Genomic DNA, 24,964 nt, shown 5'->3' on the forward strand with positions numbered 1-24,964 from the left:
TCCGCCCGTTACGTTGATACGGCCGGACCGCAAAGCGTTCGATAGGAAATGCGGCGTGACTACTTCGATCTGACCGTCGAGGGCGTCGACGAGGGCGCCGGCTCCCGATCGCCCCCGCTGGTGCGGATCGACTTCCACGGGCCGGAGGAACTGCTCCGCGAGCGGCTCTCCGGGGGCGAGAGCGACGACATCATCGTCGAAACGGACGGCGACGACCTGCTCACAGCAGACGAGATCGACGTCGCGTTCCGGCTCCGCGAGCCGCTGGACGAGGCGGACGACCCGGAGGGCGTCGTCGGCGTCACCAACCGGTACACCGGCGACTTCGTCCTCGAACTCAACGAGACGGCGACGGACGTCCTCCCCTTCATCCACGCCGCGCGCGACGCGACCGACGACGGCGACGCCCGGTACCGCGTCGAGATCGACGTCGACGGCGAGCGGCTCGTCGCCTACGACAAGGACACCTTCCTCGTGTACGACCACGAGGGGAACCTGCTCCGCAGCGAGAGCCTGATCCCCTCGGGCGTCGAGCTCTGACCGAGCGCGACAGTCACCACGCCGATTCTCCCGTCGTCCGGGGCGCCGAAAGCGGACCGCGACCCTTCACAGATAGGGACCGGGCATAAGGCAGCTTCCCGGCTCCGTCCTAGCGGACGGCAGCGAACCCCTGTGAACCCATGACCCAACGTGACTACGCCCCGCGAGAAGCCGAGGACCCACACACCGATGTCGCGTCAACAGCGGACGCCTCGAAGGCGACCGGTGAGTTCGACGCGTCCCCTTCCGTCTGCGTCGTCGAGACGGTCGCGGACGCTCTCGGAACGGAGCCGAACGATCTGCGGCCGCTCTACGACGTCATCGATCCCGATGCGCTCGACCTGTTCTTCGAATCGCCACACCGGCCCACCAGCGGCCGCGTGACGTTCACGTTCGAGGGGTGTACCGTCGCCGTCGACGCGGACGGACGGGTCGCGGCGTCGCCCGGAGCGGACGACGAGGAGTGACTATCGACGTACCGCCACCGCGGTCACGTCCCGCCGGTCGGACCGGTCTCGTCGGCGGTTTCGAACAGGAACGCGAGGATCTTGCGCTCGGCCGCGAAGACGTGTTCCGAGAACGTGGCGGGTGTGATCCCGAGTTCGTCGGCGACGTCCTGACCCGTACAGGCGCGCGGCCACTCGTAATATCCCATCTCGAACGCGGTCCGGAGGACTTCCCCCTGCCTCTCGGTCAGGTCGTCGAGGACCGACTGCTGGAGCGTGGCGGGGCTCAACATGGACCCGTGCGTGTCCTTCGTCCGTTTCGCTCTCAGTTCGAAATCGGGGTACTCCTCCAGGAACTGTCCCGTGACCGTCGGCGGGTCGTGTCGCATCGGGATCTCGGCGACGATACGCCCCCGACCGTCGACGCCTTCGACGGTTTTCGGGAGCGCTCCGAGTTCGGCGAGACGATACGCCGGGCAGTTCCCCGACACGACGAATTCGAACAGACCGCCGTCGTCGTACTCGCTGAGCAGCGAGGTCTCGACGGTCTCGTACCCCTCCGTGTGCCGCAAGATCCGGTCGGGAGGCGCGCCCACGACGTTGAAGAACTCCGCGTACTTCGCTTCCGGGCGGGGGACGATATTCGCGAGCTCGAACCGGCAGCGCTCTTCTCCCGACACGCCGACGAACGGATACGCCGGTTTTCGAACGGTGAGCTCGATCTCGACCACGGAGTCGGTTCGGTTGTCGCGCTGGGACCCTACTTTGCTCATTGCGCACGATATTTAATGACAGTTAATATAAGTTGTGAGAAACGTATCCCGACTGACATTCCGGCGGTTCGCTGCGTTACACTGCGGTTCCCGAGGCGACAGCCGCGCTACTACAGGCTGACGCTGTCGGGCACGAACCGCACCGAGTCCCCCGGCCGGAGGTCGAACGCGCCGTCCCCGCGTCCGTCGTTGACGTCGCACTCCGCGTAGCCGTGGCTCCCGACCGTGACGAGGCGCTCGCCGGGCTCGACGGCGCCGAACGTCTCCGCGACGGGCGTGAGGTCCCCGTTCACGCGGACCCAGTCGCGGCCGCGGATCAGCTCGCCGGGAACGTTGGTGATCACGTTGCCGAACCGGTCGATCGCGAGCACCTCGCCGTCGACGGCGACCAGGTCACCGTCGCTCTCTTCGCCGTCGCCACCCCCTCCGCCGTCGGCGTCGTCGCGCTCGACCGTCGGCTCCGTGAAGCGGATGTCGACGGGGTCGCTCGCGGGGGTGAGGTCGTCCATCGCCGAGAGCGTCTCGGCGACCGCGTCGGCGTCGGGAGAGCCGTTCGACGTCCCCGAAACCTCGTCGAGCGCCGCTCGGATCCGGGCCGCGGCCGGGGCGAACACGTCGCGGCCGTGGAACGTCTCGCTCGCGGGGTCGTCGACCGCGACGGTCCACGCCTCGACGTCCGACTCCGCGTCCGCCAGCGCCCGCGCCGGCGGCATCGCGAGGCCGTTGTCGGGCGCGACGAGGACGTGCGCCCCGGCGCGAACGACGAGGGCGTCCCGGTCGGTGCCGACGCCGGGGTCGATCACGGCGCAGTGGACCGCAGGCGGGAACTCCGGGAGGACGAATCGGAGCCAGAAGGCGGCCGCGCGCGGGTCCCCGCGCGGCAGGTCGTGCGCGACGTCGATCAGTTCGGCGTCCGTGTGCCGGCGGATCACGCCCTTCATCGCGGCGGGGTACGGCGAGCCGAAGTCCGAGGCGAGCGTTATCATATCCGAACCCGCGGTCGGCGCAGATTTAAAAGGAACGGGCGGTCGCGCCATTCACTCCACCAACTGCGGTGGCGCGTGCCGAGGAGCGCCCGGAGGGCGCGAGTCGCACGCGCGAGGGACGCGGTGAGTGACGGGTGACCGAAGGGAACCCGGAGCGAACCGCGAGGCTGGGGAGGTATGAGGTGCGGTCGCTGTGCGGGGTGGGACTCAAAGGGGCAGCCGCGAGGGCGCCGTAGGCGACGCAAGCACTGGAAGGAGCGAGCAACGCGAGCGACTGAAGCGCACAGCGAGCGTACGGCGTCCTCGCGGCTGGGGCTTTGGAGGTGTCCGCCACCGATCTACGGTCAGTTATTTATATGTAAGCGGCTGGAGCTTTAGCGGTGTTCGCCGCCGGTCCGCTAGCAGCCATTTATAATTGAGCAGCTGAGGCTTTGGCGGTGCTCACCGCCGATCCGCTAACAGCCATTTATAAACGAGTAGTTGGGGCTTTGGCGGTGTCCACCGCCGATCCGTAATCGACTATTTATGACTGAGCAACTGAGGCTTTGAACATGGACACCGTCGATCTGCTGACACTCGTTTATAAACGACCGAAGCCGTCGAAAACCCCTCCGTCAGTCCGTGACAGGCGATTCGCGGCAAACGAACTCCCACACGGTCGTACTCTTCGCCCTATTGATCCGAGGGTTCGTCGTCTAACGAGTCGGTCTCGGCGATCCGGCGGATGCGCTCGACGCCGTCGACCTCGCGGATCACGTCGACGACGGCGTCCGGGACGAGGTCCGCCCAGTCGCGGCCGCGGATCATCCGCTCGCGGAGCTCGGTGCCCTCCAGCACGTCGCGGCGGAACATCGGCGACTGGCGCACCTCGACGCCCGCCTCCTCGAAGAGGCGGACGACGAGCGGGTTGTTCGAGTACGCGACGTCGAACCGCGGGGTCATGCTCTGGACGTGGCTCACCCAGACGGAGTTGCGGTCGAGGTCCTCGATGGGGACGACGTAGGTGGTGGCGTCCAACTCCTCGACGGCCTTCGTCACCATCATCACGCGCTCGCCGGCCGTGAAGGGGTTCCGCGTGGTGTGGGAGTCGCCGGCGGAGCCGATCCCCAAGACGAGCTCGTCGACCTCCGCCGCGATCTCTTCCACCATGTGCCGGTGGCCGTCGTGGAACGGCTGATACCGGCCGATGTAGAACCCCCGCATGAGTCTACGTACCGTCGGCGTCATTTATAAACCCCGTGGGAACGCTTGGACGCCGAGATCGGCGGAAATACGGCTTCAAAACGGCGTTTGCTTCCCTCGGACCGGTGCCTCCGGGGGGAGAAAGTATATCAGTAGCCGACCCGTCCTTTTCGATAGCGACACCCGATTCTATGAGCAACGAGAAGGACACGAACGACCCGACGGCCGACGACCCCGACGAACCGCCTCGCGGCGGCGTCGACGACTCGAGTCCGGCGGGGAACGGCGAGGACGCCGAGCGAGGCGACCCCGAGCCCGACGACGGTCCGGCGAACGAGCCCGGCGCCGACGAGGACCCGGTCACAGACTCCCGCGGGGAGTCGGCCGCGGACCCCGACGACGAGGACGACCCCTGGGACGACGGGGTCGTCGTCGACGACGGAGACGGGTTCGACGACGCCGACGTCGTCGGGGAGGGTCCCGACGGCGGCCGGAACGGCGACGCCGCCGAGCCGGCCGACGACGGCGACATCGACGAGCTCGGCAGCACCGTCGAGGTCGAGGGCGCCGAGATCGAGGAGGACCCGGACGAGGACGACCTCCTCGGCGGGCTGAAGATCGACACGACGGCCGAGATCGAGATTCCCGACCGGCTCGTCGACCAGGTCATCGGGCAGGAGCACGCCCGCGACGTGATCATCAAGGCGGCCAAGCAGCGCCGCCACGTGATGATGATCGGCTCGCCCGGGACCGGGAAGTCGATGCTCGCGAAGGCGATGTCCGAGCTCCTCCCCAAAGAGGAGCTACAGGACGTCTTGGTGTATCACAACCCCGACGACGGCAACAAGCCGAAGGTGCGGACGGTGCCGGCCGGTAAGGGCGACCAGATCGTCGAGGCGCACCGCGAGGAGGCGCGCAAGCGCAACCAGATGCGGTCGCTCCTCATGTGGATCATCATCGCCGTCGTGCTGGGCTACGCGCTCATCATCGTCGGCCAGATCCTCGTCGGCATCATCGCCGCCGGGGTCGTCTACCTCGTCTTCCGCTACCTCAACCGCGGGTCGGACGCGATGATCCCGAACCTGCTGGTGAACAACGGCGACACGAAGACCGCGCCGTTCCGCGACGCGACCGGCGCGCACGCCGGCGCACTGCTCGGCGACGTCCGGCACGACCCGTTCCAGTCCGGTGGGATGGAGACGCCCAGCCACGACCGCGTCGAGGCCGGCGCCATCCACAAGGCGAACAAGGGCGTGCTGTTCATCGACGAGATCAACACGCTCGACATCCGCAGCCAGCAGCACCTCATGACGGCGATCCAGGAGGGCGAGTTCTCGATCACGGGCCAGTCCGAGCGCTCCTCGGGCGCGATGGTCCAGACCGAGCCCGTCCCGACCGACTTCGTCATGATCGCGGCCGGGAACCTCGACGCGATGGAGAACATGCACCCGGCGCTGCGCAGCCGTATCAAGGGGTACGGCTACGAGGTGTACATGGAGGACACCATCGAGGACACCCCGGAGATGCGGCGGAAGTACGTCCGCTTCATCGCCCAGGAGGTCGCGAAGGACGGCCGCCTGCCGGAGTTCTCCGCGGAGGCCGTCGAGGAGATCATCCTCGAGGCCAAGCGGCGCTCCGGCCGGAAGGGCCACCTCACGCTGAAGATGCGGAACCTCGGCGGGATGGTCCGCGTCGCGGGCGACATCGCCCGGGGCGAGGACGCCGAGATGACGACCCGCGAGCACGTCCTTCAGGCGAAGGGCCGCTCGCGGTCCATCGAACAGCAGCTCGCGGACGACTACATCGAGCGCCGGAAGGACTACGAGCTCCAGGTCTCCGACGGCTACGTCGTCGGCCGCGTCAACGGCCTCGCCGTGATGGGCGAGGACTCGGGGATCATGCTCCCGGTGATGGCCGAGGTGACGCCGACTCAGAGCGGCGGGCAGGTGATCGCCACCGGCCAGCTCAAGGAGATGGCCGAGGAGTCGGTCCAGAACGTCTCGGCGATCATCAAGAAGTTCTCCGACGAGAACATCTCCGAGAAGGACATCCACATCCAGTTCATCCAGACGGGCCAACAGGGCGTCGACGGGGACAGCGCGTCCATCACGGTCGCGACCGCCGTCATCTCCGCCTTAGAGGACGTCGGCGTCGACCAGAGCCTCGCGATGACCGGCTCGCTGTCGGTCCGCGGCGACGTGCTCCCCGTCGGCGGGGTCACCCACAAGATCGAGGCGGCCGCGAAGGCCGGCTGCGACCGGGTTATCATCCCCGCGGCCAACGAGCAGGACGTGATGATCGAAGACGAGTACGAGGAGATGATCGAGGTCATCCCGGTCTCGCACATCAGCGAGGTCCTCGACATCGCCCTCGAGGGCGAGGCCGAGAAGGACTCGCTCGTCGCCCGGCTGAAGTCGATCACCGGGTCGGCGCTGAAGGACGGCAACGTCTCCGGCCCGTCCAGTCCGAGCCCGCAGTAAGCGGTTCCGAGGCCTCTCTATCCGCCGTTTCTTCCCTTTTCGCGATCCGGCAGCGAGCGGCCGCTCCGTCTCGTCTCCGGCGAGCCGTCGCCCCGCCCCTTTTATTCCGTGAGCGTGTACGGCGGACGATGACCGGGAAACCGACGGTCGGGGAGTACATGACCCGCGAGGTGGAGACGGTCAGCCCGGACGAGACCGTGGCGACCGTCGCGCGTCGCATGGCCGACAGCGACGGGCACAACGGGTTCCCCGTCACCCAGGGCCGCACCGTCGAGGGGTTCGTCTCGGCCGGGGACCTGCTGCTCGCGGACGACGACGCCCCCGTGTTCACGGTGATGACGGAGGACCTGATCGTCGCGCACCCCGACATGAAGGTGACCGACGCCGCCCGCGTAATCTTACGCTCCGGCATCCAGCGGCTCCCGGTCGTCGACGACGCCGACAACCTCGTCGGGATCATCTCGAACACCGACGTGGTCCGCTCGCAGATCGAGCGCGCGACGCCGGGCAAGGTCGGGAAGCTGATGCGAACCCTCTCGCAGATCCACGGCGTCGAGCTCGACGAGGAGCGCCGCGAGGTGGCGATCGCGGACCTGACGCCGACGCAGGCGCGGGTGTACGCCGACGAGCTTGAGGGCCGACAGTACGAGCTCGAACACGGGCTCGCGGAGCCGCTCGTCGTCATCGACAACGGCGGCACCCTCTACCTCGCCGACGGCCACCACCGGGCGATGGCCGCGCGCGAGGCCGGCATCGAGACGATGGACGCGTACGTGATCGTCCCGCGGACCCCGGTCGACCTCGGAATGGCGAAGACCGCCGAGAAGGAGGGGCTCCGCGTCGTCGGCGACATCGAGGTCGTCGACTACGCTCGCCACCCCCTCGTGGAGACGACGAAGCGGCTTCAGTAAGCGGGAGCGACGGCGATCGCATCATTCGGATCCCGCACATCGATCGGGCTACCGGCGTCGATCGCACTAATTCGTGGTTTTCGCAGACACATTTTTATGAGCAGACAAGAAAGAGGGAGTATGGGATCCCGAATCCGAACGGCGTTGAGCAGGGCGAAGTACGCGGCCGTCGGCGCCGCGGTGGGCGCCGCGGTCGGCGGGCTGTGGAGCCGGAACGCGGCCAGCACCGGCGGCGCGCTCGGCGGGCTGGCGGGCGCGACCCTCGCCGAACTGAAGTCGGGCGCCGGCGGGGTGTTCGCGGACAAGGAGGACGACGAAGCCGACGAGGCCGAAGAGGCCGACGCGGCGGCGTGAGCGGCGCGCCGCGGCGCGACCCGTAGGGCGAGCGGCCGCGGGTCGCATCGGGAACGTCTATACCGCCGGGGCGAGTAGCCGCCGGCAATGAGCGACACCGACGCCGAACCGGACGCGAGCGCCGCGTCCGACGGCGGGGACGGCTGGTTCGAGGCGCTGCCGTCGGACGCGACCGGCAATATCGATACCGAGGCCGAGAGCGACGACGCCGCGACCGCTGCGGCCGCGGCGCGGGTGCGCGACGGGAGCGCCGCGACGCCCGCCGACTGGCCCGCGCGCGCCGTCGAGTCCGGGTTCGCGGACGACGCCGACGACTACTACGACCGGCTCAAGGCCGCGACGACGCGCGCGACCCGCGAGGCGGTCCGGGAGCGGGAGCGCGCCGACGACGCGCAGCTGATCCACGCGATTCGAGCGATGGACGACATGGCCAGAATACTAGTGTAAATTGTCCCCCAATAATCAGCCATATACATCATACATAACAGTATCTTGAGCAGATGTAGGGAACAAAATCATTATGTAATTCGGAATTAAATAGGTGCTAAATACTTAATGATTGTCGACACTATCTCAGCATGGATCGATGGATCCTGAAAATATTGGATCCCTCGCGAGTGAGTGCTACTCTCGTGGGGCTCTAGCTGGCTTTCAGGCTGGAAGTATCCGAGTTGACGGTGATCGGTTTACACTCTCCCCTGTGGAAGCTGCAGTGACAGAGCGTGCAGTCAGAAGAGTCGAGTCTGAGGGGAGTATCCTGATCGAAACTTCATTCCCGTCGAATTCAATCCCTGTTGGACTGGCAGTTGCTCTTGCTTTTGATGAGCATCCAAATCGCGGCGGTGCCAACACCCCTGTTCTCCTCTTTCCCCGCCAAGGGTATACAACCGTTTTTGACCGGTTCCACTATCGGGATACGACAAACCCAACGTACAAGCAGGGGAGTGATCCCATTCCTCGTTATCCGGTGAATTCCTTATCAGAAATGGAAGATAAGTGGGGAATTTTCACCGCGAATAGCCAATTCAATTTCGATATCGAATCAGGGGCAACCCTTCCAGCAGGAATAATCATCGACCTACGAGCTCCGCGGTGGCATGACACATATGCACGCCAATTAGTAGAGCTGTTCGCGGCCGCAGGGAAAGGACGGGTTGCATTTATTGGAGATTCCGACGGCTACGGAATGGGATATGACTTAGCTCGGACTCACTCTGACGAGCAGATTCAGATACGTCCGACTCACCTAGAGTCCTCTCCGATAGAGTCGATCCCCGTCGATCTAGACACCAAATTAGCTATTATTGAGAATCTTCTTGCTGTGGGTGATGTTTCATATGATTACTATAGCATCATCGCTGAGGAAGTAGACCAACTCCATCAACAGTTCGCTGCCAAGAAAATCGAACTACAAGAGCGAGATATTGCTCCCAAAATTGTTGGCGGACTATATAACCGGTTAACGCAATTACCAGTCAAGCCGAAATACTGGAATCGCGTGAGTAAGTCCAACGGATATTTTGACTCCATCCCTCAGCAAGTCGACCGTCTGAACTTAATCGCAGAACAAATTAGTCACGGTGGGGGTCGAATACGTAACTTCACTGAGACAGCTACCCAGTTAGAAGCGACCCTAAACGACGAGCAACCACTTCAAAACTATCTCCTGAATGCAGTGGAGCGGGCACGAGAACTAGACAATCCAACGCGGTTTGTATTCAGCAATAAACGCGTCCAGGAAGCGTTCATCCTAGCGGCGGAGGAGCGGGATCTCACGGTTGGAGAATCCGAGAATATTGTCTTGACAACGAAATCAGACATAGATCCAGTCAAAGACAGTCGGACTGTCTACGCTGGGGTGGCTCCTCGGGATTCGAACCATTATGAGTTCCCGAGGAGTGAGGCTGTTGCATTTGTACACCACGCAATTCTGAATCAGTATATTATTCAGCGAGCTAGGGGTCTTGCTGGGAAGTCTATCTCCCATGAAGAGCACACTGTTGGTGACGGTAGCTTGGACAGAGAGCCTATCGATCTGGATGACATAGAATCTGAAGTGACGAGTGTGGGCCCTGTTACATCTAACTCTACGAATGGAGGTAACGCAAGCGAGTTGATGAGTAGTTCCTCTTTGTGGGATGCCGGCAATGGTTCGGAGGATTCTACTGACGTATCGCCCGTTAATAACTCTACTAATACAGACAGCGACGACGAATCGGAGCCGTCGGAACGACTGAAACTCATATTCGAGGAGGACCACGAACCAATTACGCTTACGCCACTCTCTCGGGTTACGAAATATTCGCCTGCTGAAGGAGATATCGTCCGAACACGAGCGAAGAGCCTGGAAAGTGGCGATACGATCCTTCTTATTGACGATCTCGCAGATGACATCTATGATATCGTCGTTGACCATGCCCGAGAACGTGAAAGCATTCGTGAGGACACTGATCTTGTTGAAGGTTGGAGGGACCAACTAAACCGAACCTTAGAGCAAGAGAATTGGACGGTCAAGGAATTTCAACAACAGCTACAGGATATGGGATCGGATATCACCTCTCCGGTCACGATTAGTCTCTGGCGGTACGGAAACACAATCGCACCTGATGATCCAGAGGATATCAAGCGAGTCTATCAACTGTGCCGGCCTGGCGTCGATGGCAGTATGTTCGAAACTCTAGCCGCTGAAGTCAATAAAGCGGCACAGCGGATTCGCGACCGTCACAACAAGATAGGTCAACGAATTCGACCGCTTATTGAGCATGAGTTGGATGCAACAACGGATAGCTCACAGTCCCAATATTATGATGAGGCAACTCGGCGGCGAATTCGCGAAGATACTAAACGGCTTACCATCAGAGGTATCGATCAACTGGAAACATCCTCTAAACCAAATGGGAACCAACAGGCATCCGAATCAACAAGCGATTAAACACAAAATATAATGTCAACCTTCACAGGCGGGAACACGGCTGAACGATCGATTGGGACTGCATTAGCGGAACGGACACTGCAGCAAGTTCGGGGTCACCATCAACCATATTGTGTGTCCGAAGAGCCCAAACGGGCTTACTATATTTCGAACCTCACTCCCCCGAGTGACCACGAGGAATCTACAAAGAGTGCAGAAATAAAGCCGAATTCCATCGGGCTCGATTTTCAGCCTGTTGCTGAGCAGTACCCGATCTCACTTGAATTTGAAGTCTACTATCAAACCTATCCGACCTACTCTGAATATCGAGACCTAACAGCAACGGAGGAAGAGGGCGAGGATACTGCCGAACGGGAGAACAGAAGCGCGAATTCGTATGCGTTTGATGACCCATTTTACCGACGGGTAGATGTTGCATTTGAGACTGAACTCAGTCTCGAATCGCTTCAAGCCGATGCAGCCCAGATAACTCAGCAACTACATGATGAACTCGAAGATGCACTTGAGGAAGCGAGTACAATCACACAACCGACAATCACGACTTTAGACCCTGAGGAGAGTGATTTAGATCTTCACAACCTCTCCGAATCCGGTTATGAGGATGCAGTTGACCGACTGCGACACCACCCAATCGGTGATCTCACATGGCCGATTGAGTTCACAGCGGAGAAATCCGAAGACCAACTTCGGCTGCGGTTGGAACTCAACTCATTTGGAGATCGATTCAGTATCCCGCATAGAGGTGAGGGAGCACCCGAATTGATTTGGGATCCTGGTGCAGATACACGCGAACCGAAAGAGGAGTGCGTATTTAACCCAATTATCGAGGTTGCTGGCCCAGTAGTAGCGTACGAACTTGATCTTGTGCCGGAGGACTACCGGTTTAGTCAGGAGGTCTGGTCAAAGGGCCACAACTGTTCTGTCGATACTCAGTCTATCGGGGATTCGTCAGAGTTGGATGTTGATCCGGATGAACCGGTGGGACGGTACAAACTTCAAACGACGGCTGTCCCTACAGCAAGCGTCTATGAGTTCGATTTCAGATCCACACATGATACCCGGTTCCTAACGTTAGCTGGCACTACCGGTGGCGGGACGATCGAAGCGCTCCGATCAATTGCTCGCGGGATGCGAAGCTACCACGACGAGTGGACGGGCACCCGGAAAACAGAATTCGAGGAAACACATTCACCTGAAGAAGTTGGGGCATTTGAGGAGGATGCCGAGGCATTCCGTGAGGTAGAAATTGATCGCTTTGAGGCCGGTATTGAGATGCTGGCTGATGATAACGAGGCGAAAAGAGCATTCCAGCTCATGAATCGAGTTAACCATCGAGTCCACAGTGAACTTGCAACTGATGAAGGATTCGATGGATGGCGACTCTTCCAACTCGTTTATATTGTCTCTAATCTCCCAGATATTGTCGCTCGTGATCCTGCAGATCGCCGAGATAGGTACGAAACGGACTTCAGCGATGATGCTGACGTACTGTGGTTCCCGACTGGGGGCGGGAAAACAGAGGCATACCTCGGGATTGTCCTTACTACCCTTTTCTTTGACCGTATTCGAGGGAAGGACCGCGGTGTTTCTGCCTGGATTCGGTTCCCCCTTCGATTACTTTCTTCACAGCAGAAATCACGGTTCCTAAAGGCTCTCCTGGTCGCAGAAGAATTCCGCCGAGCAGATGGGGGCCCAAATTCTGAAGAGTTTGGATTGAACGGAAGCGGTGATGAATTCTCTCTTGGGTTCTTCGTCGGTGGTCAAGATACTCCTAATTCTATCGGTGATGACAAAAGAGAACTATACCTTTCTCGGCAGCAGGCTGTCGAAAATGATTGTCAAGTTGTGTCAACTTGTCCCCTCTGTGACTCTGAGGTCAGAGTAGAGTTTGATGAAGCAAGAAATCTAGTAGAACACTTCTGTACAGGAGAAGATTGCGTTGGTCGCCTCCCACTCTATGTCGTCGACCATGACGTGTATCGTTATCTGCCGTCAGTTCTGCTTGGATCTCTGGATAAGGTCTCTGTGATGGGGTTCCAGCCCCGTTTTACGAATATTTTCGGCAATATGACTACTCAGTGTTCTGCTCACGGCCCAGGTTACAGCGATAGATGTCCAGAAAAAGATGTTTGTGAAGAATCGGACAATCTGTCAGAATTAGATCCTGGAACACGAGCAGACCGGGATGCCACATACTTTGACCCAATTCCGTCTCTTCACCTCGTTGACGAGGTACACCTCCTGAATGAAGAACTCGGAACATTTGCTGGCCACTACGAAACGGCATACCTGGAATTCTGTAAGCTGGCCAGTGCCTGGCAAGACCAAGATGAGCCAGGCATTGAGGGCGGTATTGAGCCGAAAGTTCTCACCTCAACAGCGACGATCTCGAAATACAAACGCCAGATACAAAATCTGTTCCAGAAGGACGCGATTCGATTCCCTCAGGACGGGCCTAAACTTCGAGAAACGTACTATGGTGAGCTTAGCGAAAGCGAGGTCGAGCGAGAATTCGGTGGTGTCACACCGAACAATCGGACCCACCTCTATGCTGTTCTTGACTTTATCAAGCAGTACCACGAGAATATCCGTGATTACCAGGATGCGACTTCAGAGGAGGTAGTTCGAGATACGATAAAAACGTCATACAGCCTTCGTTCAGGAACATCGAAGTCTGAGATTGCAGAATCGGACATCGATCGACTCATCGACGAAGCTGGTTGGACGGACTCATTTGATGCTGAAATACAGACCGATATTCTGGATAAATACGAGACATCGCTTGTATACTTCACAAATAAACGAGAGAAGGACACATATCGGAATAGCATCGGAAAGCAAATCGCCGACGAGATGGCTTCAGAGGGTTACAACCGGCCTCTCAATACCCAACAATTGACCGCTGATACGCAGGGGACAGGAGTACTTGATACCCTCCTTGATCCTCCTGAAGAGTTCGAAAACCGGACTGATACAATTCCGTGTACGTCATTCGTCGGTCACGGTATCGATAATCCACGGTTTAATTTCATGGTCTTCTTTGGATATCCGTCACAGACGTTCCAGTATATCCAAGCCTCTTCTCGTGTCGGACGCTCCAGTGGGACCCCTGGATTTGTCATTGATTTCTTTAGGCCGTTCGACCAGCGAGATCGCCATCGATACAAATACTTTGAGATACTTCATGAGCACCTTGACCGCTCTGTTGAGCCTGTTGCAATCGACCGATGGGCCAAATTTGGTGCGGAACAGACCTTCCCAGGCATTCTCAAGAGTGTCCTCCTACAATACTATCGTCCAAAATACTACTGGCATTCGACTGGTGGAGAGCAATCAATGTTTGTCAATGAAGATGGCGAAGAAGAACGATTGAATGTACAGACTGCGGATCATTTCTATGAGATAATGAATCGTGATGCCAAATATCCAGATGTTACCAAGGAAGAAATGATTGAGATGGTTGAACGACTCTATGGAACTGATACGGCATCACGATCTATTGAGCATATTCGGACGTATCTAGAATCGGAAACACGGCGTCTGTGGGCAATCTGGAATAACGAACTCGGAAGTGAGATGAACACTCCTGGGTTCCCGCGCGATGAAGGTCCTATGCGTAACCTCCGGGACATTGGCGATCAAGGATCTGTTCGACCGTTCGATGACACAGATGATTTCCTTGACGCACTCGTTCGAGGTGGTCAATAATGGTCGAGGAAATGGATCGGTCTCTCTCTAAATTCCTTTATGAGTTTCTTCCAGGAAACACGCTGAACCACGCCCATATTCAGGCAAGTGGACGAATCAGGAGTGTAAATCAACGAACAAAAGCGGGACAATATGTTGAACTCGAAGCTCCAGAAGATTTCCTCATTGGGCGAGTAAAGGAACATCTCTATAGATGGCCAAATTCAGAAGAGTTACTCGACATCGATCTCTACGATGATGTCGATATTGTTGTTCCTGGAGGGGCGGTCTACCATACCTATCCGAGAACGTTTGAGTGTCCACAGTGTGGTATGTTCATTCGGTTTGATTACGAAGATGAGCGCGAAATTGCGAGTCTAGACTCTGATAGCCTCTTTTCATGTGATAACTGTGACGCCAAATTGTCTGTCACAGATCAGCTTCCATTCGTCGCGATCTGTGAATGTGGGGCAATAGACCAACTCTGGGCCCCGACACACTCACATGATGGGACAGAGCTCAATATGAAATTGGACCGTCCCACCACTCGGATGTCTAGCTGGGAATGGCACTGTGTCCACCCTGGCTGTTCAGAGTCAAGACCATTCATGGCCACTCCGGTGAGTTGTCCGGATCCAGCCTGTGATAATGACGATCTAATGATCACGAACCACACTGACTCGAGTGCTTTCTATCCCCAATCTGAAGACTTTGTGAATGCGCAGGAGGGACTAGAGAACATTGATCGAACTCGGTATCGTGCGAAGGTTATCAGTGACTATGTGCTTGCGACAGATATCCAATATCCGAGTGAAAGTGAAATCAAGAAAAAAGCAGCTGAACTCTTAGGAGGGACTGAAGAGTTCATGCTGGCTGATGAGGATGAAGAACGTCGTGCACGAGAGCAAGCAAAAACAGCACTCCTTCCAGATAGAGAAGAGCATCGCAGGCACATCAAGGATTGGTTAGAGAATAGATCTGGTTTCGATGATCGACAAAAAGCCAGTCTCACGCAGGAATGTTATGAATATCTGAGTCTGACTAAAAATGACGAATACCGGCCAACGGGTGATTACACCGCGAATTCGATTCAGGAATTGATTGAATCTCCGGAGAAGACTCACCTCACAGAATCGACATTATCGTCATATCGTGATATTCTCAACTCACTCAATATCGAGGAGCTTCACTTGATCGAAGATATTCCACTGACAACAGTCACTTATGGATACACACGGGTCAAATCTGAGCCTCAAAATGTGAGAGATGCTATTGACACTGAGGCAAGTCCTGCTCAGAATGACGATCCTGATATGGCTAATCCGTCTGATCCTGAGCAAGTCGACCTACAGCTCAACACATTTACGACACAGAGTGATCCGTTCCCGACGTTCTATGCCCAAGAAATGAAAGCAGAGGGCGTCTTGGTCAAATTAGATCCTGAGTTCATATTAGACTGGTTAGTCGAAAACAACGTCATTACAGATAAAAATCGTCCGAGCCCAGACGATGCTCGAATGTGGTTCGTGGATCGTATAGCCGCTCCTAGTCGATATGAGAGCTTAGTGGATGAGCAAGATAAAACTCACTTACGGACTAATGAGAGACAATGTATCTCGCGGCACGTCTATTCGTTGATCAACACCTATGCTCACGTATTCATGAACACAATGGGGAGCTTGTCGGGACACCAGCGTGAAAGCTTGGTTGAGCGGCTTATGCCACACACCCTTTCGTTCCTCGTCTACAAACGCCCAGACACAGATCAAGCCCTCGGCACTGTGTTAACGCTATTTGAAGAGCGATTTGAGCAGTTCTATACGCAGCTTCAGGAACAAGCGACCTGCCCTCTTGATCGGGTCTGCTATGCGGATGAAAATGGAGCTTGTGAGCATTGTCTCTACCTACCAACAATGTCGACAGATAATACGAATCACAACCTTGGACGGGCAACCCTCTTCGGTGGTCGGTTTGACGAAGGGAAACCCGGGCTCAACGAGCAGGAGATAAACGGCTATCTCTCTCTTTGACATGGTCGACTATAACGGATCAATAGAGAGAGAACTACTTGTTGAGACAGCGTCAATATTCCTGAATCTGTCTGGATCGTACGACTACGAGGTTGTTGGAACTACTCTCCGATATCTTCAACAGCAGAATACGGGGGTGAATATCGGTAGTCTGCGCAACGAACTTGAAATCAAGGCGCCTAATCACGAAATAGAACAGTTGCTCGAGCACCTCCGTTATCATAGATACATTGGTTCAGACGCAGTTCGTACCCGAACACGTACCCTCCCGACAGTAGGGTATACCGCGGAGCTGCTCCAGCAGCGTCAAGAAATCTCACCCCCAGTCGATCTGTTGGGGACCTTTCCTGACGATGATGCACTTGCCACAGACGGGTTCAATGACCTACTTACAGGAGTGCTAGACATAATCAAGAATGCATCCTCGCACGTCTGGATTGTCAGCCCGTTTCTTTCTGATGAAGCTTTTGAGCGGTTACGGCCTGCATTGTTATCAGCAGCCGACCGTGGCAGTTCGATATCCCTAGTAACGCGATATCTCACCTATGGTGGGGAAGATGGAGAGTTCAACCGGGAGTTCACACACCATTTGCTAGATTCTCCTTGTGGTAACAGTGTCAGACTATATGAATATATCAACGATGAGAGCTGGTCAACCTTCCATGCCAAGGTTGTGGCTACCGATCAGGAGGAGGCTTATCTCGGAACTGCAAACGTAACCGGGCAAGGTTTTCTTTCAAATCTAGAGCTAGGAGTCAGATTCGAAAGAGCTGCTGCCAGGGAACTAATTACATTGCTCGAATCGCTTCGAGGATCAGACCATTTCCACCAAGTTGAACGAGTAGCCGGCAGATTCGATCGTAAGTAGAGATCTTCTAGTTGTGATTAGCCTGAGAGGTTAGCAAATCCTTCTGAATGTGGTTCCGAACCTCTGTCAACTCGGCATCTATATCGAATGGTGAGGCGGAAACCAAGTTCGGAAATGGATATGTACAGAGGATCTCCGGGGCACCAGATTCAGAATTTTGAATGTTAGTGTGAGTAGAGGGAGTTCTGATGTCGTATCGAAGTTCCCGGAGTCTTTCCAACGTACTTACCAGCGCTGGCCGCGGTATACCCGTACTATTCGCGATTTCACTAATGGAGAAGTATCGATTACAATGGTCTTCATTTGAGAAGAATTCTACAGCCCTGCGTAGTGGGCTTTCAGATATCTCCGTGAACGAGATCTGGGTTGAGAAATTGCTAGGAGCACATGAATAGTGCCCGACAACACTCATTAGTTGCTCATAATCGGTGCGTGCCCTGATGTCTTCTATCAGAACCCCCCAAATCGAAAATAGATCTGGCACTCGGACACCCTCAGCTACCACTTCGATTTCGGCAGCCTCAATCGCAGGTAATAGATAACCCTCGTCGGATACTAGCTCGAGTTCAATCGTTCCTCCGGCGGTATCATTCCCACCAATTATATTCACTGAGAGGGTTCCATCGGTCACTCGAGACTCTACTAGATACTGACGTTCTCGTAACTCTTCGTAAAAGCATCCCCCCTCAAGTAGTTCGATTATGTTCCCCAAATCGAATTCATACTCTCGAGGGGTAATCCGTTCTGGATCAACCTCTTCATCAACTTCCGCTCGGTCACCGAGCCGCTTCTGAGCTCGCTGAGTGCGCACCCTCAACGGAGTCCGCTTCCTGCTCCGGAAGTTTAGTTCGGCATCATCGGAAAGTTCCTCAGGAACAGCCTGTTCAGACAGGGTCTGGTACGGAAGGAAGGGACTTTCCCATTCCATTTCCGGAATCCAGTCAAACAGTTGCGCAGCCATACTGCGTGCGAGGACGCACGCCATCCTTGGCGGGACCGAATTGCCAATCTGCCTAACTACCTTCGAGTAGCTGCCAGCCAGCTGGTAATCATCGGGGAAGGACTGTAGTCGTTTCAATTCCGACTCGGTGAAGCGCCTGTTGTCCCAATGGAACGGTCCATTTGCTCCCCCGGGTTGAGCTTTTAGTGTTCTAACCGGCTCACCCGGAATCGCCTTGTAGAGGAAGTCTGAAAACCGCGACCTCCAAGCGAACCTTGGATTAGGATGGCCCAGTTTCTCAGTGAAGAAGCTGTAATTGAGGCCTGGAGGAACTTCCGGCAATAAATCGGCATATTTCGAATTCATGGAGTACTTATCACCACTTACATCAACTGAGAGGTCAGACAACGCGTCCCCGGCAGTGTTTAGCGTAGGGCCCCCGCCAGATTCTGGGCCATGTGTTGGCTTCGGAAAGTGGAATCCGTGGTTAGTTTCCTTTCTAACCCCGACTATGAACGTTCTTATCCGGTGTTGAGGAACGCCATAATCGGCAGTATCCAGAGTTTTGGGCTTTACTTTGTAACCCGCATCTTTGAAGGCTTGCTTGATTGGTTCCCAATCCTCATCATTTGAGGTTATTCCGTAGACGTTCTCGAAGAGAAACGCAGAGGGTTCCCATTCCTCCAGTAAATCGCAGTAGGCCAGAAACAATTGTCCCTCCTCACTCTCTGTACCGTTTGTGCCCCCCGTTCTGCGAGCAGCTGCAGAAAACGGTTGGCAAGGTGGACCACCGACGAGAATGTCAGGGTCTACATCGAGGTTTTCGTCGGCAGTCCCTTCTTGAAGTTGTTTAACAAACTCTACGATGTCCCGGTCAACGATAGTCGCTTTTGTATCGAACCAATCCTCCTTGTTCTCGCGAAGTGTTCTGATCGCAGTCGAGTCATTATCGAGGTGAAATACAGTTTGAAATATTGGGGGCAGGGCGAAACCTAAGTCGAGCCCTCCTGCTCCTGAAAACACGCTTGCTACTCGAAATTTCGAATTAGCGGGTAACGTCACCGTTGTTGTAGACTCTGGACACGTGCCAATAGTTGTTACTCTCCTCAGATCCATTCATTCAGGGAAGGCAGACGCCTAGTTAGAGTCGATGATTGTGAGGGCAGACTCGAGTTCGTCCGTGTCTGGTATACTTGAGAGACAAATGCCTCAGGTTTGATCCCAGAAGCCCGCGTCGCCGTACTCGACTCGGACTACGTCCTGACGCCCTTCGACTTCCGCCTCAATCTGTTCTCGATCGTCTCCGGTGATACCCTCGATTTCGGTGGTAGTGACTGGGCCGTATTCGCCGACGAGCTGGTTGAGAGTCGATGAGCCGCCGACAGGCAAGACGTCGTTGTCGAGCAAGACGCTATAAACATGACCGTATTCGAGGTGACCGCTCCACGAGATCTCGTGGTCTCCAACCGTTGCCTGTATGATCGGCATCGTCTCGAACTCACCTATATCGTCGATATCCCCGTACCAGTTTTCGTCGAACTCGTCGGTGTCGAATCCGACATCGCCTGCGAGTTCGATGAGCAGGTCACGATCTTCGATATTTCGACCTTCGACTAACGCGGCGATCCGGAGACGGCGAAGGTAATCCCGAAAGATATCCTGGTCCAGTTCTTGGGCGACGTGAAGCGCACTCGTTGATAGCTTTGTGTCGTCGGGAAGTTCGACGACCTGAGTGTAGGGCATGTCGTACCGGGAAGACCCCCAGTCGTTGCTGTCGAGTTCACGTGGTGTGAAGAGCTTGTAGGAGAGGTCGAAACTCAGGCCGAAGTCCTGTTCCAACTTCTTGAGGACGGGTTCGATACCCCAGCCTGTTGCGTCCCAGGCGTCGGTGTAGATGACCAGTTCGGCTTCCTGGGGCTCCTGGTCGTCATCTTCCTCCTCTTCCTCATCGACGTCCTGTTGATCCCCTTCCTCCGATCTCTCAGGTTGCTCTGGTTCCGGGGGTTCGTGTTCTGCTTCAGGCTCGGTGTCCTCAGGTGGTTCTGATTCGTTAGTCTCGTCGCCCCCCGATTCTTTCTCTTCCTCTTCGGTCTCTTCTGGGTCTTTCGTCTCCCCGCTGGAGGATCCTCCGCCTGCTGCGCCTCCGCCTGTTGCGGCAGCCCCACCGACTGCTGCTCCCCCGCCTCCAGAGGCGGCACCACCGCCACCTACAGCAGCGCCGGCAGCTTCTCCCGCTGCGCCAGCCCCACTGGAGTTATCATCGGAGGACCCCTCGTCCACCGACTGATCCCCGATCGTGGTCTGTTCCGGAGGGATCCCTTCGTCGTCATCGTCGCCGTCGTCCGTGTCGTTGCTACTGCCGCTACCGCCTATTCCCATCATTGTTGAGTCACCGTGGGTTTGTCAAGTAGAGTCGTCTCGAGGTCATCCCTCCAGTCGACGAACTGATCTTCAACGAACTGCCCGTCTACCTTACATTCCTTCGCGAACTGTACGATCCCGCACGTGCCCGTGACCTGCGGTGGGAACCGCTCCAAGTGGTTCTCGCTCAACCGGGCGATCATGAAGATATTCTCGGCACCGATTACGTCGATGAGGTTCTGTAAGTGGTTGAGGAGTTTCCGGATGTAGTTCCCGTTGTTCGTGTACTGCTTGGTGTAGAACGCGAAGTTCGTGAACCCGTGTCGCTCGTAGCAGTCACGAAGGTCTTCGTAGTGCCATCGGTACATCCCCTTTGCGAGTGGGAGGACCGAGACATCCCAGTCGTGCTCCGCGATGGTGTCAATCACCCAGTCGAGGCGACGGATGAACGCCTGAATCCCGTGTCGTTGGGAATTTTCGGAGCGATCCCAGTAGACGGTCCCTGCGTCGGGAATGTAAATCGCCGGCTGGATGTGTTCCAGCAAATGACGGATGTCGTCACGCTGCCGGGAGTAAATGTCTATGTCGGGGTCTGTTGCGGTAACGATCGGAACTTGCCAATCCTCTAAAACAGCATGTATTGTCCCATGGTCTCGGATAATCTTCTCTGCGTCCGTGACGTTGAACACGACGTATTGGACGTAGACATTCCCGGCGAGGAACGCTCTGAACGCGTCAGTTGACTCGTAACGGAGAGTAACGCCTTCGGGGAACGTGTCTACCAGCTGCGTAACAGTGGCAGTGTACAGGGTTTGCTGGACTCTACCGTCGCTCTGGGGCGCTAAATGCGAGCTCACTTGACCACCTCATGTTCCCGGCTGGCTTTCTGTCGGGGAACAGAAACTAGTTGGTCAGCATCTTACATAAAAGTGCCGGAGGTGTAGAAACCGAATCAGCGGGTTCGTTGGTCAAAGCGTCCCGGAATCAGAGGGAGTATCGATTAAAATCGAAAATCAACACCCATCAAACCAAATTATCAGCCGACTACTTGAGAGGTCGCTAGAATCAAGTAACAAGCAGTTACGCAGCTATTGGATAATAGATAGAATGCCGAGATAATCCACGTACTCCGGTGTAACGACTTGTTACTTCTCCATGAGAGGCAGACTCAAGGGCTACTCCATTTCGATGAAAGTTCTGATAGTATTACGAAGTGAGTAGAGGGACATGTGAGAAATATGAGATCGAGTACAATCTCATATTGTCCACGATCTGGGAGAGATCAATCTTGAACGCAGATATTCATTCTCACATACTGTCGAGGAAACTAGCCAATACCCCGACGTTGTCCACTGATTCCAGCAAATTGTTAGTCCCGTAATCCCGTTACCAATTCCACCCGCAGAACATCCAGAGTGAATGGTAATGATATTCAGATAGTAAAGTAATTCCTGCCAGAAAATCAAATACATGCGATAATATGCGCATGACATTTACTGAATTGGTGATTGAAGGTCCACCAACCGCCAATTCGCACTAATCTATTTTTACACCACTACCCAGGTGACAAGCGTGGAGACAAGACCGACAAAGGCGGTCGCCACCCGAATTGACGTTTCAGAGGCAGCACAGCTCGAAGACGCACTTGAGGAAACAGACTGGACAAAGTCCGATTTCGTTCGACGAGCGATTCAGTACTACATCGAACAAAATCCGGATGATCTCCGAGCGTTCTACGCGGAGGGGTCGCTGGAGCAGTTCGTTACGGAGTTGGTCGAATAATGGCGACAAACTTGATCCCGGCAATTGTCCGTGAGAATCCAGAAGGTCGAACAGCACGTATCTCACGCGACGCGAAGGGTGATCCTATTGGCGTCGCAGTATTCCTCACGTCAGAAGAAATCGAATCGTTGGGAGTCAACACAGCTGCAGCGGATGCAGTAGAGCTCCAAATCAGGGATGATGGAGCTCACTTCCTCCCGATTAGCTGGAAAGACGATGAGTAGTGGGAAAGGCAGTTCCAGGCCAGTATGGGGAACCATATGTGGTAACATAACCGCATGCGGTTATTTTATCATGGAAGAACCACATATGGTAAGGTACATGGCGATAACTGGCTTCCCACCAATGGCAGACGAACGCAGGGGTCTGTTGACTACACGGGAGCGTGAGATTATCTCAGGCGATGCGGACGTAAACGACGAGTACTACTACTCAGTCGTAAGTCGGGTCCGGCGAAAAATCGACAATCTCGCTCAGGACGCAGCACTTCTTCAGGAACACCATCCGGAGCTCGGTGAAGAACTTCGAGAGGCTGTCTCGGGCGACGACAGTGAGGAAGACGATGAGTAACTTCTACAGAACCACCATCGCGCACCTGCTTCAGTTACCCCACAGATAGACGATGGGGGACGACTACAAACAGGCCGCGACCTACCCATCTGAGGAGCAATACGACCGATGGGAAAGTCAGTGCGAAGAACTCGGGATGCGGTCAATGTCAGAGTTCATGGAGGCGATGGTCGAAGCCGGACTGAAGAAGTTCGACACCAGCAGTGTAGAACCAGACGAAACAAATCGGGAACTACGTCAGCAACGGAACGAACTGAAGGCCGAACTGGACCGAGCCCGTGAGAGAATTGGCGATTTGGAGGAGGCAGTCTACAACAGCGAGCGGAGAGAAGTCAAGGAATACGTTGCTGAGAATCCGGGAGCAACCTACGACGAAATTATCCAACACCTAGTCGAGACAGTCCCCGCCCGAGTTACGACCCACTTGGATGAGATGGAGGGTGATGACCTCCGCGTAGAAAATGAACAGTACTATCTCCGAGATGAGATCGCCCGAGACTTCGAGGAAGCATAGTCATGACTACACCAAAGAATCGTCCCAGACTTTCGAACGACGTACGCCAGCGTATGGGCGTTTACAAGGATATTGATAGCGTCCCGACGAAATATCGTCTCCAAAACCACGAACCTGCCTATACAGGTCGGGATGTGTGGGCGGACTACTTCGAAGAGAAGACTGCGGTATTCAACGCCAAATCTACTCGGGACCGCTACGAGAAAGCTGGTCGGTACCTCCAGAACTTCATGCGGGAGGCTGGGCGACATCACGCGTTGGCCGCTCCCGAACATATCGAGCGATATCTGACTGGCCTACGCGACGGAGATATTGGGAGGCGGAATCAATCTCGTAAGCTCCAGACAGTGTATTTCGAGTACTTCCAGCCGCTGGAAGGGTTCTACACCTGGCTCCAGTGGCATACCGAACACCCACACGTGTACCATCCCGTGTTGATGGCCGTCGTAGAAGGCGGGTTCACTCGTGAGGTGTGGGATCGAAAGTTAGAGCAAAACGATAAGCGTTGAATCCATGTCCGAAAACGACCGCCAAGCACTAGCAGACGCCTTCGACCGAGAGATAGACCCATTAGCAGACCACGCTTCGACGTTCGATCACGTCGATGTCGACGTGTTCGGCCTGTTCATTGAGGACGTACTAAGACCAAAGGATCCCGCAGAGGGTACGATAGTCTCCTATGAGCGAACGATCGAGGAATGGAGCGAGTTCATGCGAGGGGAAGGTCGCCACCCTGCCTGTCCCCATGAGGACCACGTGAAGCGATTCGTTCGTCGGGAACTGAATGAGAAAGGGAACACACGACGGACGGCGAAGAAGAAGCTCTGGGAACTGAACAAGATCTACAAGTACTGGCAGAACGGGGCCGAGTTTCCGCATCCAGTGGACTACAACCCGTTCATGATCGCGAAAAAGAAACTGTCTCTCTCAACTCGGCGGGTGAAGGAACCGCCCCGAATTCCGGTTGAGGACTTACGGGATGTAGTCCGAGACGTGAAGCACATTCGAGACCGCGCGTTCATCGTAACGCAGCTCAAACTGGGTCTGCGCGCTAGCGAGATGGCGAATATCAAGATTAGCGAACTGAACATCACCAACAGAGAGGTGGCCGATCATTACCCGGAGATGGGAACCTCACCGCATGTCTCTCGCTTTGAAAACGCTGTCTACATCCCCCACGATCGCGAGGGGAACAAGTCAAAGCGTCCGCGTATTCTCCCCGTCGACGAAGAACTCCGGCGACTCTGGATGAACTATCTGCTGATCCGACCAGATAATGAGGAATCCTGGCTGTTCTTATCTCGGACGAGCCATACACAGATCGACGATGAAGCGATTAACCTCGCTTGGAAGCGTCACTTCCATCCAGAGTATGAGGAAACACAGCAGCACAGAGCTGTGACATCCCATTACGGTCGCCACCGATTTACTACGTTCTGGCGTGTTGAGCAGGACCTGAATCGGGAGCTGATCAAATATATGCGTGGGGACACTTCAGCTGGTGGAACTACCGATCCCGCAGGAGGGATTGACCACTATATCCATAGCTACTATGAAGACATTGAACCGCTCTACCGAGAGCAGATCTACAAACTCGGAATATAGACA

General features: G+C 56.1%; 21 protein-coding genes and 1 pseudogene. 16 read left to right on the top strand and 6 right to left on the bottom strand.

Annotated features, from left to right (window positions below):
* Window positions 1-48 precede the first annotated feature (48 nt).
* Complete coding sequence (locus tag DVK07_RS06055; protein WP_017342773.1) at window positions 49-540, top strand: DUF5793 family protein; 492 nt, start codon at window positions 49-51, stop codon at window positions 538-540.
* Between the two features lie 140 nt (window positions 541-680).
* Window positions 681-1,007, top strand: coding sequence for a HalOD1 output domain-containing protein (locus tag DVK07_RS06060; RefSeq protein ID WP_158603128.1), 327 nt, complete (start codon window positions 681-683; stop codon window positions 1,005-1,007).
* A gap of 23 nt (window positions 1,008-1,030) precedes the next feature.
* On the opposite strand, the gene DVK07_RS06065 is transcribed toward DVK07_RS06060, so the two are convergent.
* The 3 genes from DVK07_RS06065 to DVK07_RS06075 form a co-directional block, all read right to left on the bottom strand.
* Entirely contained in the window at window positions 1,031-1,759 is a 729-nt protein-coding gene (locus DVK07_RS06065; protein ID WP_086220703.1) for a bacterio-opsin activator domain-containing protein, read from the bottom strand.
* A 110-nt stretch (window positions 1,760-1,869) separates the two neighbouring features.
* Window positions 1,870-2,745, bottom strand: coding sequence for an S-adenosyl-l-methionine hydroxide adenosyltransferase family protein (locus DVK07_RS06070; protein ID WP_121596227.1), 876 nt, complete (start codon window positions 2,743-2,745; stop codon window positions 1,870-1,872).
* A 672-nt stretch (window positions 2,746-3,417) separates the two neighbouring features.
* Window positions 3,418-3,948, bottom strand: a complete 531-nt coding sequence (locus tag DVK07_RS06075; RefSeq protein ID WP_121596228.1) for a nicotinamide-nucleotide adenylyltransferase — start codon at window positions 3,946-3,948, stop codon at window positions 3,418-3,420.
* A gap of 170 nt (window positions 3,949-4,118) precedes the next feature.
* Between DVK07_RS06075 and lonB the strand changes: the two genes are divergently transcribed.
* The 8 genes and pseudogenes from lonB (at window position 4,119) to DVK07_RS06105 (ending at window position 17,189) form a co-directional block, all read left to right on the top strand.
* A complete protein-coding gene (gene lonB, locus DVK07_RS06080) occupies window positions 4,119-6,407 on the top strand; it encodes an ATP-dependent protease LonB (protein ID WP_121596229.1) in 2,289 nt (762 codons plus the stop codon).
* Window positions 6,408-6,535: 128 nt separating this feature from the next.
* The gene (locus DVK07_RS06085; RefSeq protein WP_121596230.1) at window positions 6,536-7,318 is read left to right on the top strand and encodes a CBS domain-containing protein; all 783 of its coding nucleotides are present in this window, start codon (window positions 6,536-6,538) and stop codon (window positions 7,316-7,318) included.
* Window positions 7,319-7,438: 120 nt separating this feature from the next.
* Window positions 7,439-7,672 carry a glycine zipper domain-containing protein gene (locus DVK07_RS06090; protein ID WP_121596231.1) on the top strand — a complete coding sequence of 78 codons (234 nt, stop codon included), beginning with the start codon at window positions 7,439-7,441 and terminating at the stop codon, window positions 7,670-7,672.
* 87 nt (window positions 7,673-7,759) lie between these two features.
* Window positions 7,760-8,110 (top strand): annotated as a pseudogene (locus tag DVK07_RS06095) (nucleolar); the annotation flags it as partial.
* Between the two features lie 274 nt (window positions 8,111-8,384).
* Complete coding sequence (locus DVK07_RS22040) at window positions 8,385-10,604, top strand: DrmE family protein (protein ID WP_147441080.1); 2,220 nt, start codon at window positions 8,385-8,387, stop codon at window positions 10,602-10,604.
* Window positions 10,605-10,718: 114 nt separating this feature from the next.
* Window positions 10,719-14,312, top strand: coding sequence for a DEAD/DEAH box helicase family protein (locus tag DVK07_RS06100; protein WP_121596232.1), 3,594 nt, complete (start codon window positions 10,719-10,721; stop codon window positions 14,310-14,312).
* Complete coding sequence (locus DVK07_RS22045; RefSeq protein ID WP_147441081.1) at window positions 14,312-16,321, top strand: hypothetical protein; 2,010 nt, start codon at window positions 14,312-14,314, stop codon at window positions 16,319-16,321. The genes DVK07_RS06100 and DVK07_RS22045 overlap by 1 nt, the downstream gene beginning before the upstream one ends.
* A 1-nt stretch (window position 16,322) precedes the next feature.
* Window positions 16,323-17,189 (top strand): phospholipase D-like domain-containing protein, encoded by an 867-nt coding sequence (locus tag DVK07_RS06105; protein ID WP_121596233.1) that lies wholly within the window; start codon window positions 16,323-16,325, stop codon window positions 17,187-17,189.
* A 7-nt stretch (window positions 17,190-17,196) separates the two neighbouring features.
* On the opposite strand, the gene DVK07_RS06110 is transcribed toward DVK07_RS06105, so the two are convergent.
* The 3 genes from DVK07_RS06110 to DVK07_RS06120 form a co-directional block, all read right to left on the bottom strand.
* The gene (locus DVK07_RS06110) at window positions 17,197-19,191 is read right to left on the bottom strand and encodes a DNA cytosine methyltransferase (protein ID WP_255410467.1); all 1,995 of its coding nucleotides are present in this window, start codon (window positions 19,189-19,191) and stop codon (window positions 17,197-17,199) included.
* 147 nt (window positions 19,192-19,338) lie between these two features.
* Window positions 19,339-20,511, bottom strand: coding sequence for a hypothetical protein (locus DVK07_RS06115; protein ID WP_121596235.1), 1,173 nt, complete (start codon window positions 20,509-20,511; stop codon window positions 19,339-19,341).
* Entirely contained in the window at window positions 20,508-21,347 is an 840-nt protein-coding gene (locus tag DVK07_RS06120) for a hypothetical protein (protein ID WP_121596236.1), read from the bottom strand. The genes DVK07_RS06115 and DVK07_RS06120 overlap by 4 nt, the downstream gene beginning before the upstream one ends.
* 715 nt (window positions 21,348-22,062) lie before the next feature.
* Here DVK07_RS06120 and DVK07_RS06125 point away from each other — a divergent pair.
* From DVK07_RS06125 to DVK07_RS06145, 6 genes are all read left to right on the top strand, one after another.
* The gene (locus DVK07_RS06125) at window positions 22,063-22,272 is read left to right on the top strand and encodes a hypothetical protein (RefSeq protein WP_121596237.1); all 210 of its coding nucleotides are present in this window, start codon (window positions 22,063-22,065) and stop codon (window positions 22,270-22,272) included.
* Window positions 22,272-22,496: a hypothetical protein gene (locus tag DVK07_RS22050; RefSeq protein ID WP_147441082.1), complete on the top strand. Its 225-nt coding sequence runs from the start codon at window positions 22,272-22,274 to the stop codon at window positions 22,494-22,496. Before DVK07_RS06125 ends, DVK07_RS22050 begins: the two co-directional genes overlap by 1 nt.
* Window positions 22,497-22,617: 121 nt before the next feature.
* On the top strand, window positions 22,618-22,842 hold the full coding sequence (locus DVK07_RS06130) for a hypothetical protein (protein ID WP_121596373.1): 225 nt from the start codon (window positions 22,618-22,620) through the stop codon (window positions 22,840-22,842).
* A 52-nt stretch (window positions 22,843-22,894) separates the two neighbouring features.
* The gene (locus tag DVK07_RS06135) at window positions 22,895-23,356 is read left to right on the top strand and encodes a hypothetical protein (RefSeq protein ID WP_121596238.1); all 462 of its coding nucleotides are present in this window, start codon (window positions 22,895-22,897) and stop codon (window positions 23,354-23,356) included.
* Window positions 23,357-23,409: 53 nt separating this feature from the next.
* A complete protein-coding gene (locus DVK07_RS06140) occupies window positions 23,410-23,865 on the top strand; it encodes a hypothetical protein (protein ID WP_147441083.1) in 456 nt (151 codons plus the stop codon).
* Window positions 23,866-23,869: 4 nt separating this feature from the next.
* Complete coding sequence (locus tag DVK07_RS06145) at window positions 23,870-24,961, top strand: site-specific integrase (RefSeq protein WP_121596240.1); 1,092 nt, start codon at window positions 23,870-23,872, stop codon at window positions 24,959-24,961.
* Window positions 24,962-24,964 lie beyond the last annotated feature (3 nt).

This window comes from Halorubrum sp. Atlit-26R, from assembly GCF_003666015.1.
Taxonomy (GTDB): domain Archaea; phylum Halobacteriota; class Halobacteria; order Halobacteriales; family Haloferacaceae; genus Halorubrum.

Coding starts and splice junctions, on each gene's coding strand:
- DVK07_RS06135 (WP_121596238.1), top strand. CDS start 22,895: ATGGGGGACGACTACAAACAGGCCGCGACCTACCCATCTGAGGAGCAA.
- DVK07_RS06130 (WP_121596373.1), top strand. CDS start 22,618: ATGGCAGACGAACGCAGGGGTCTGTTGACTACACGGGAGCGTGAGATT.
- DVK07_RS06140 (WP_147441083.1), top strand. CDS start 23,410: ATGGGCGTTTACAAGGATATTGATAGCGTCCCGACGAAATATCGTCTC.
- DVK07_RS06060 (WP_158603128.1), top strand. CDS start 681: ATGACCCAACGTGACTACGCCCCGCGAGAAGCCGAGGACCCACACACC.
- DVK07_RS06115 (WP_121596235.1), bottom strand. CDS start 20,511: ATGATGGGAATAGGCGGTAGCGGCAGTAGCAACGACACGGACGACGGC.
- DVK07_RS06070 (WP_121596227.1), bottom strand. CDS start 2,745: ATGATAACGCTCGCCTCGGACTTCGGCTCGCCGTACCCCGCCGCGATG.
- DVK07_RS06055 (WP_017342773.1), top strand. CDS start 49: ATGCGGCGTGACTACTTCGATCTGACCGTCGAGGGCGTCGACGAGGGC.
- DVK07_RS06090 (WP_121596231.1), top strand. CDS start 7,439: ATGGGATCCCGAATCCGAACGGCGTTGAGCAGGGCGAAGTACGCGGCC.
- DVK07_RS22050 (WP_147441082.1), top strand. CDS start 22,272: ATGGCGACAAACTTGATCCCGGCAATTGTCCGTGAGAATCCAGAAGGT.
- lonB (WP_121596229.1), top strand. CDS start 4,119: ATGAGCAACGAGAAGGACACGAACGACCCGACGGCCGACGACCCCGAC.
- DVK07_RS06075 (WP_121596228.1), bottom strand. CDS start 3,948: ATGCGGGGGTTCTACATCGGCCGGTATCAGCCGTTCCACGACGGCCAC.
- DVK07_RS06145 (WP_121596240.1), top strand. CDS start 23,870: ATGTCCGAAAACGACCGCCAAGCACTAGCAGACGCCTTCGACCGAGAG.
- DVK07_RS06085 (WP_121596230.1), top strand. CDS start 6,536: ATGACCGGGAAACCGACGGTCGGGGAGTACATGACCCGCGAGGTGGAG.
- DVK07_RS22045 (WP_147441081.1), top strand. CDS start 14,312: ATGGTCGAGGAAATGGATCGGTCTCTCTCTAAATTCCTTTATGAGTTT.
- DVK07_RS06065 (WP_086220703.1), bottom strand. CDS start 1,759: ATGAGCAAAGTAGGGTCCCAGCGCGACAACCGAACCGACTCCGTGGTC.
- DVK07_RS06105 (WP_121596233.1), top strand. CDS start 16,323: ATGGTCGACTATAACGGATCAATAGAGAGAGAACTACTTGTTGAGACA.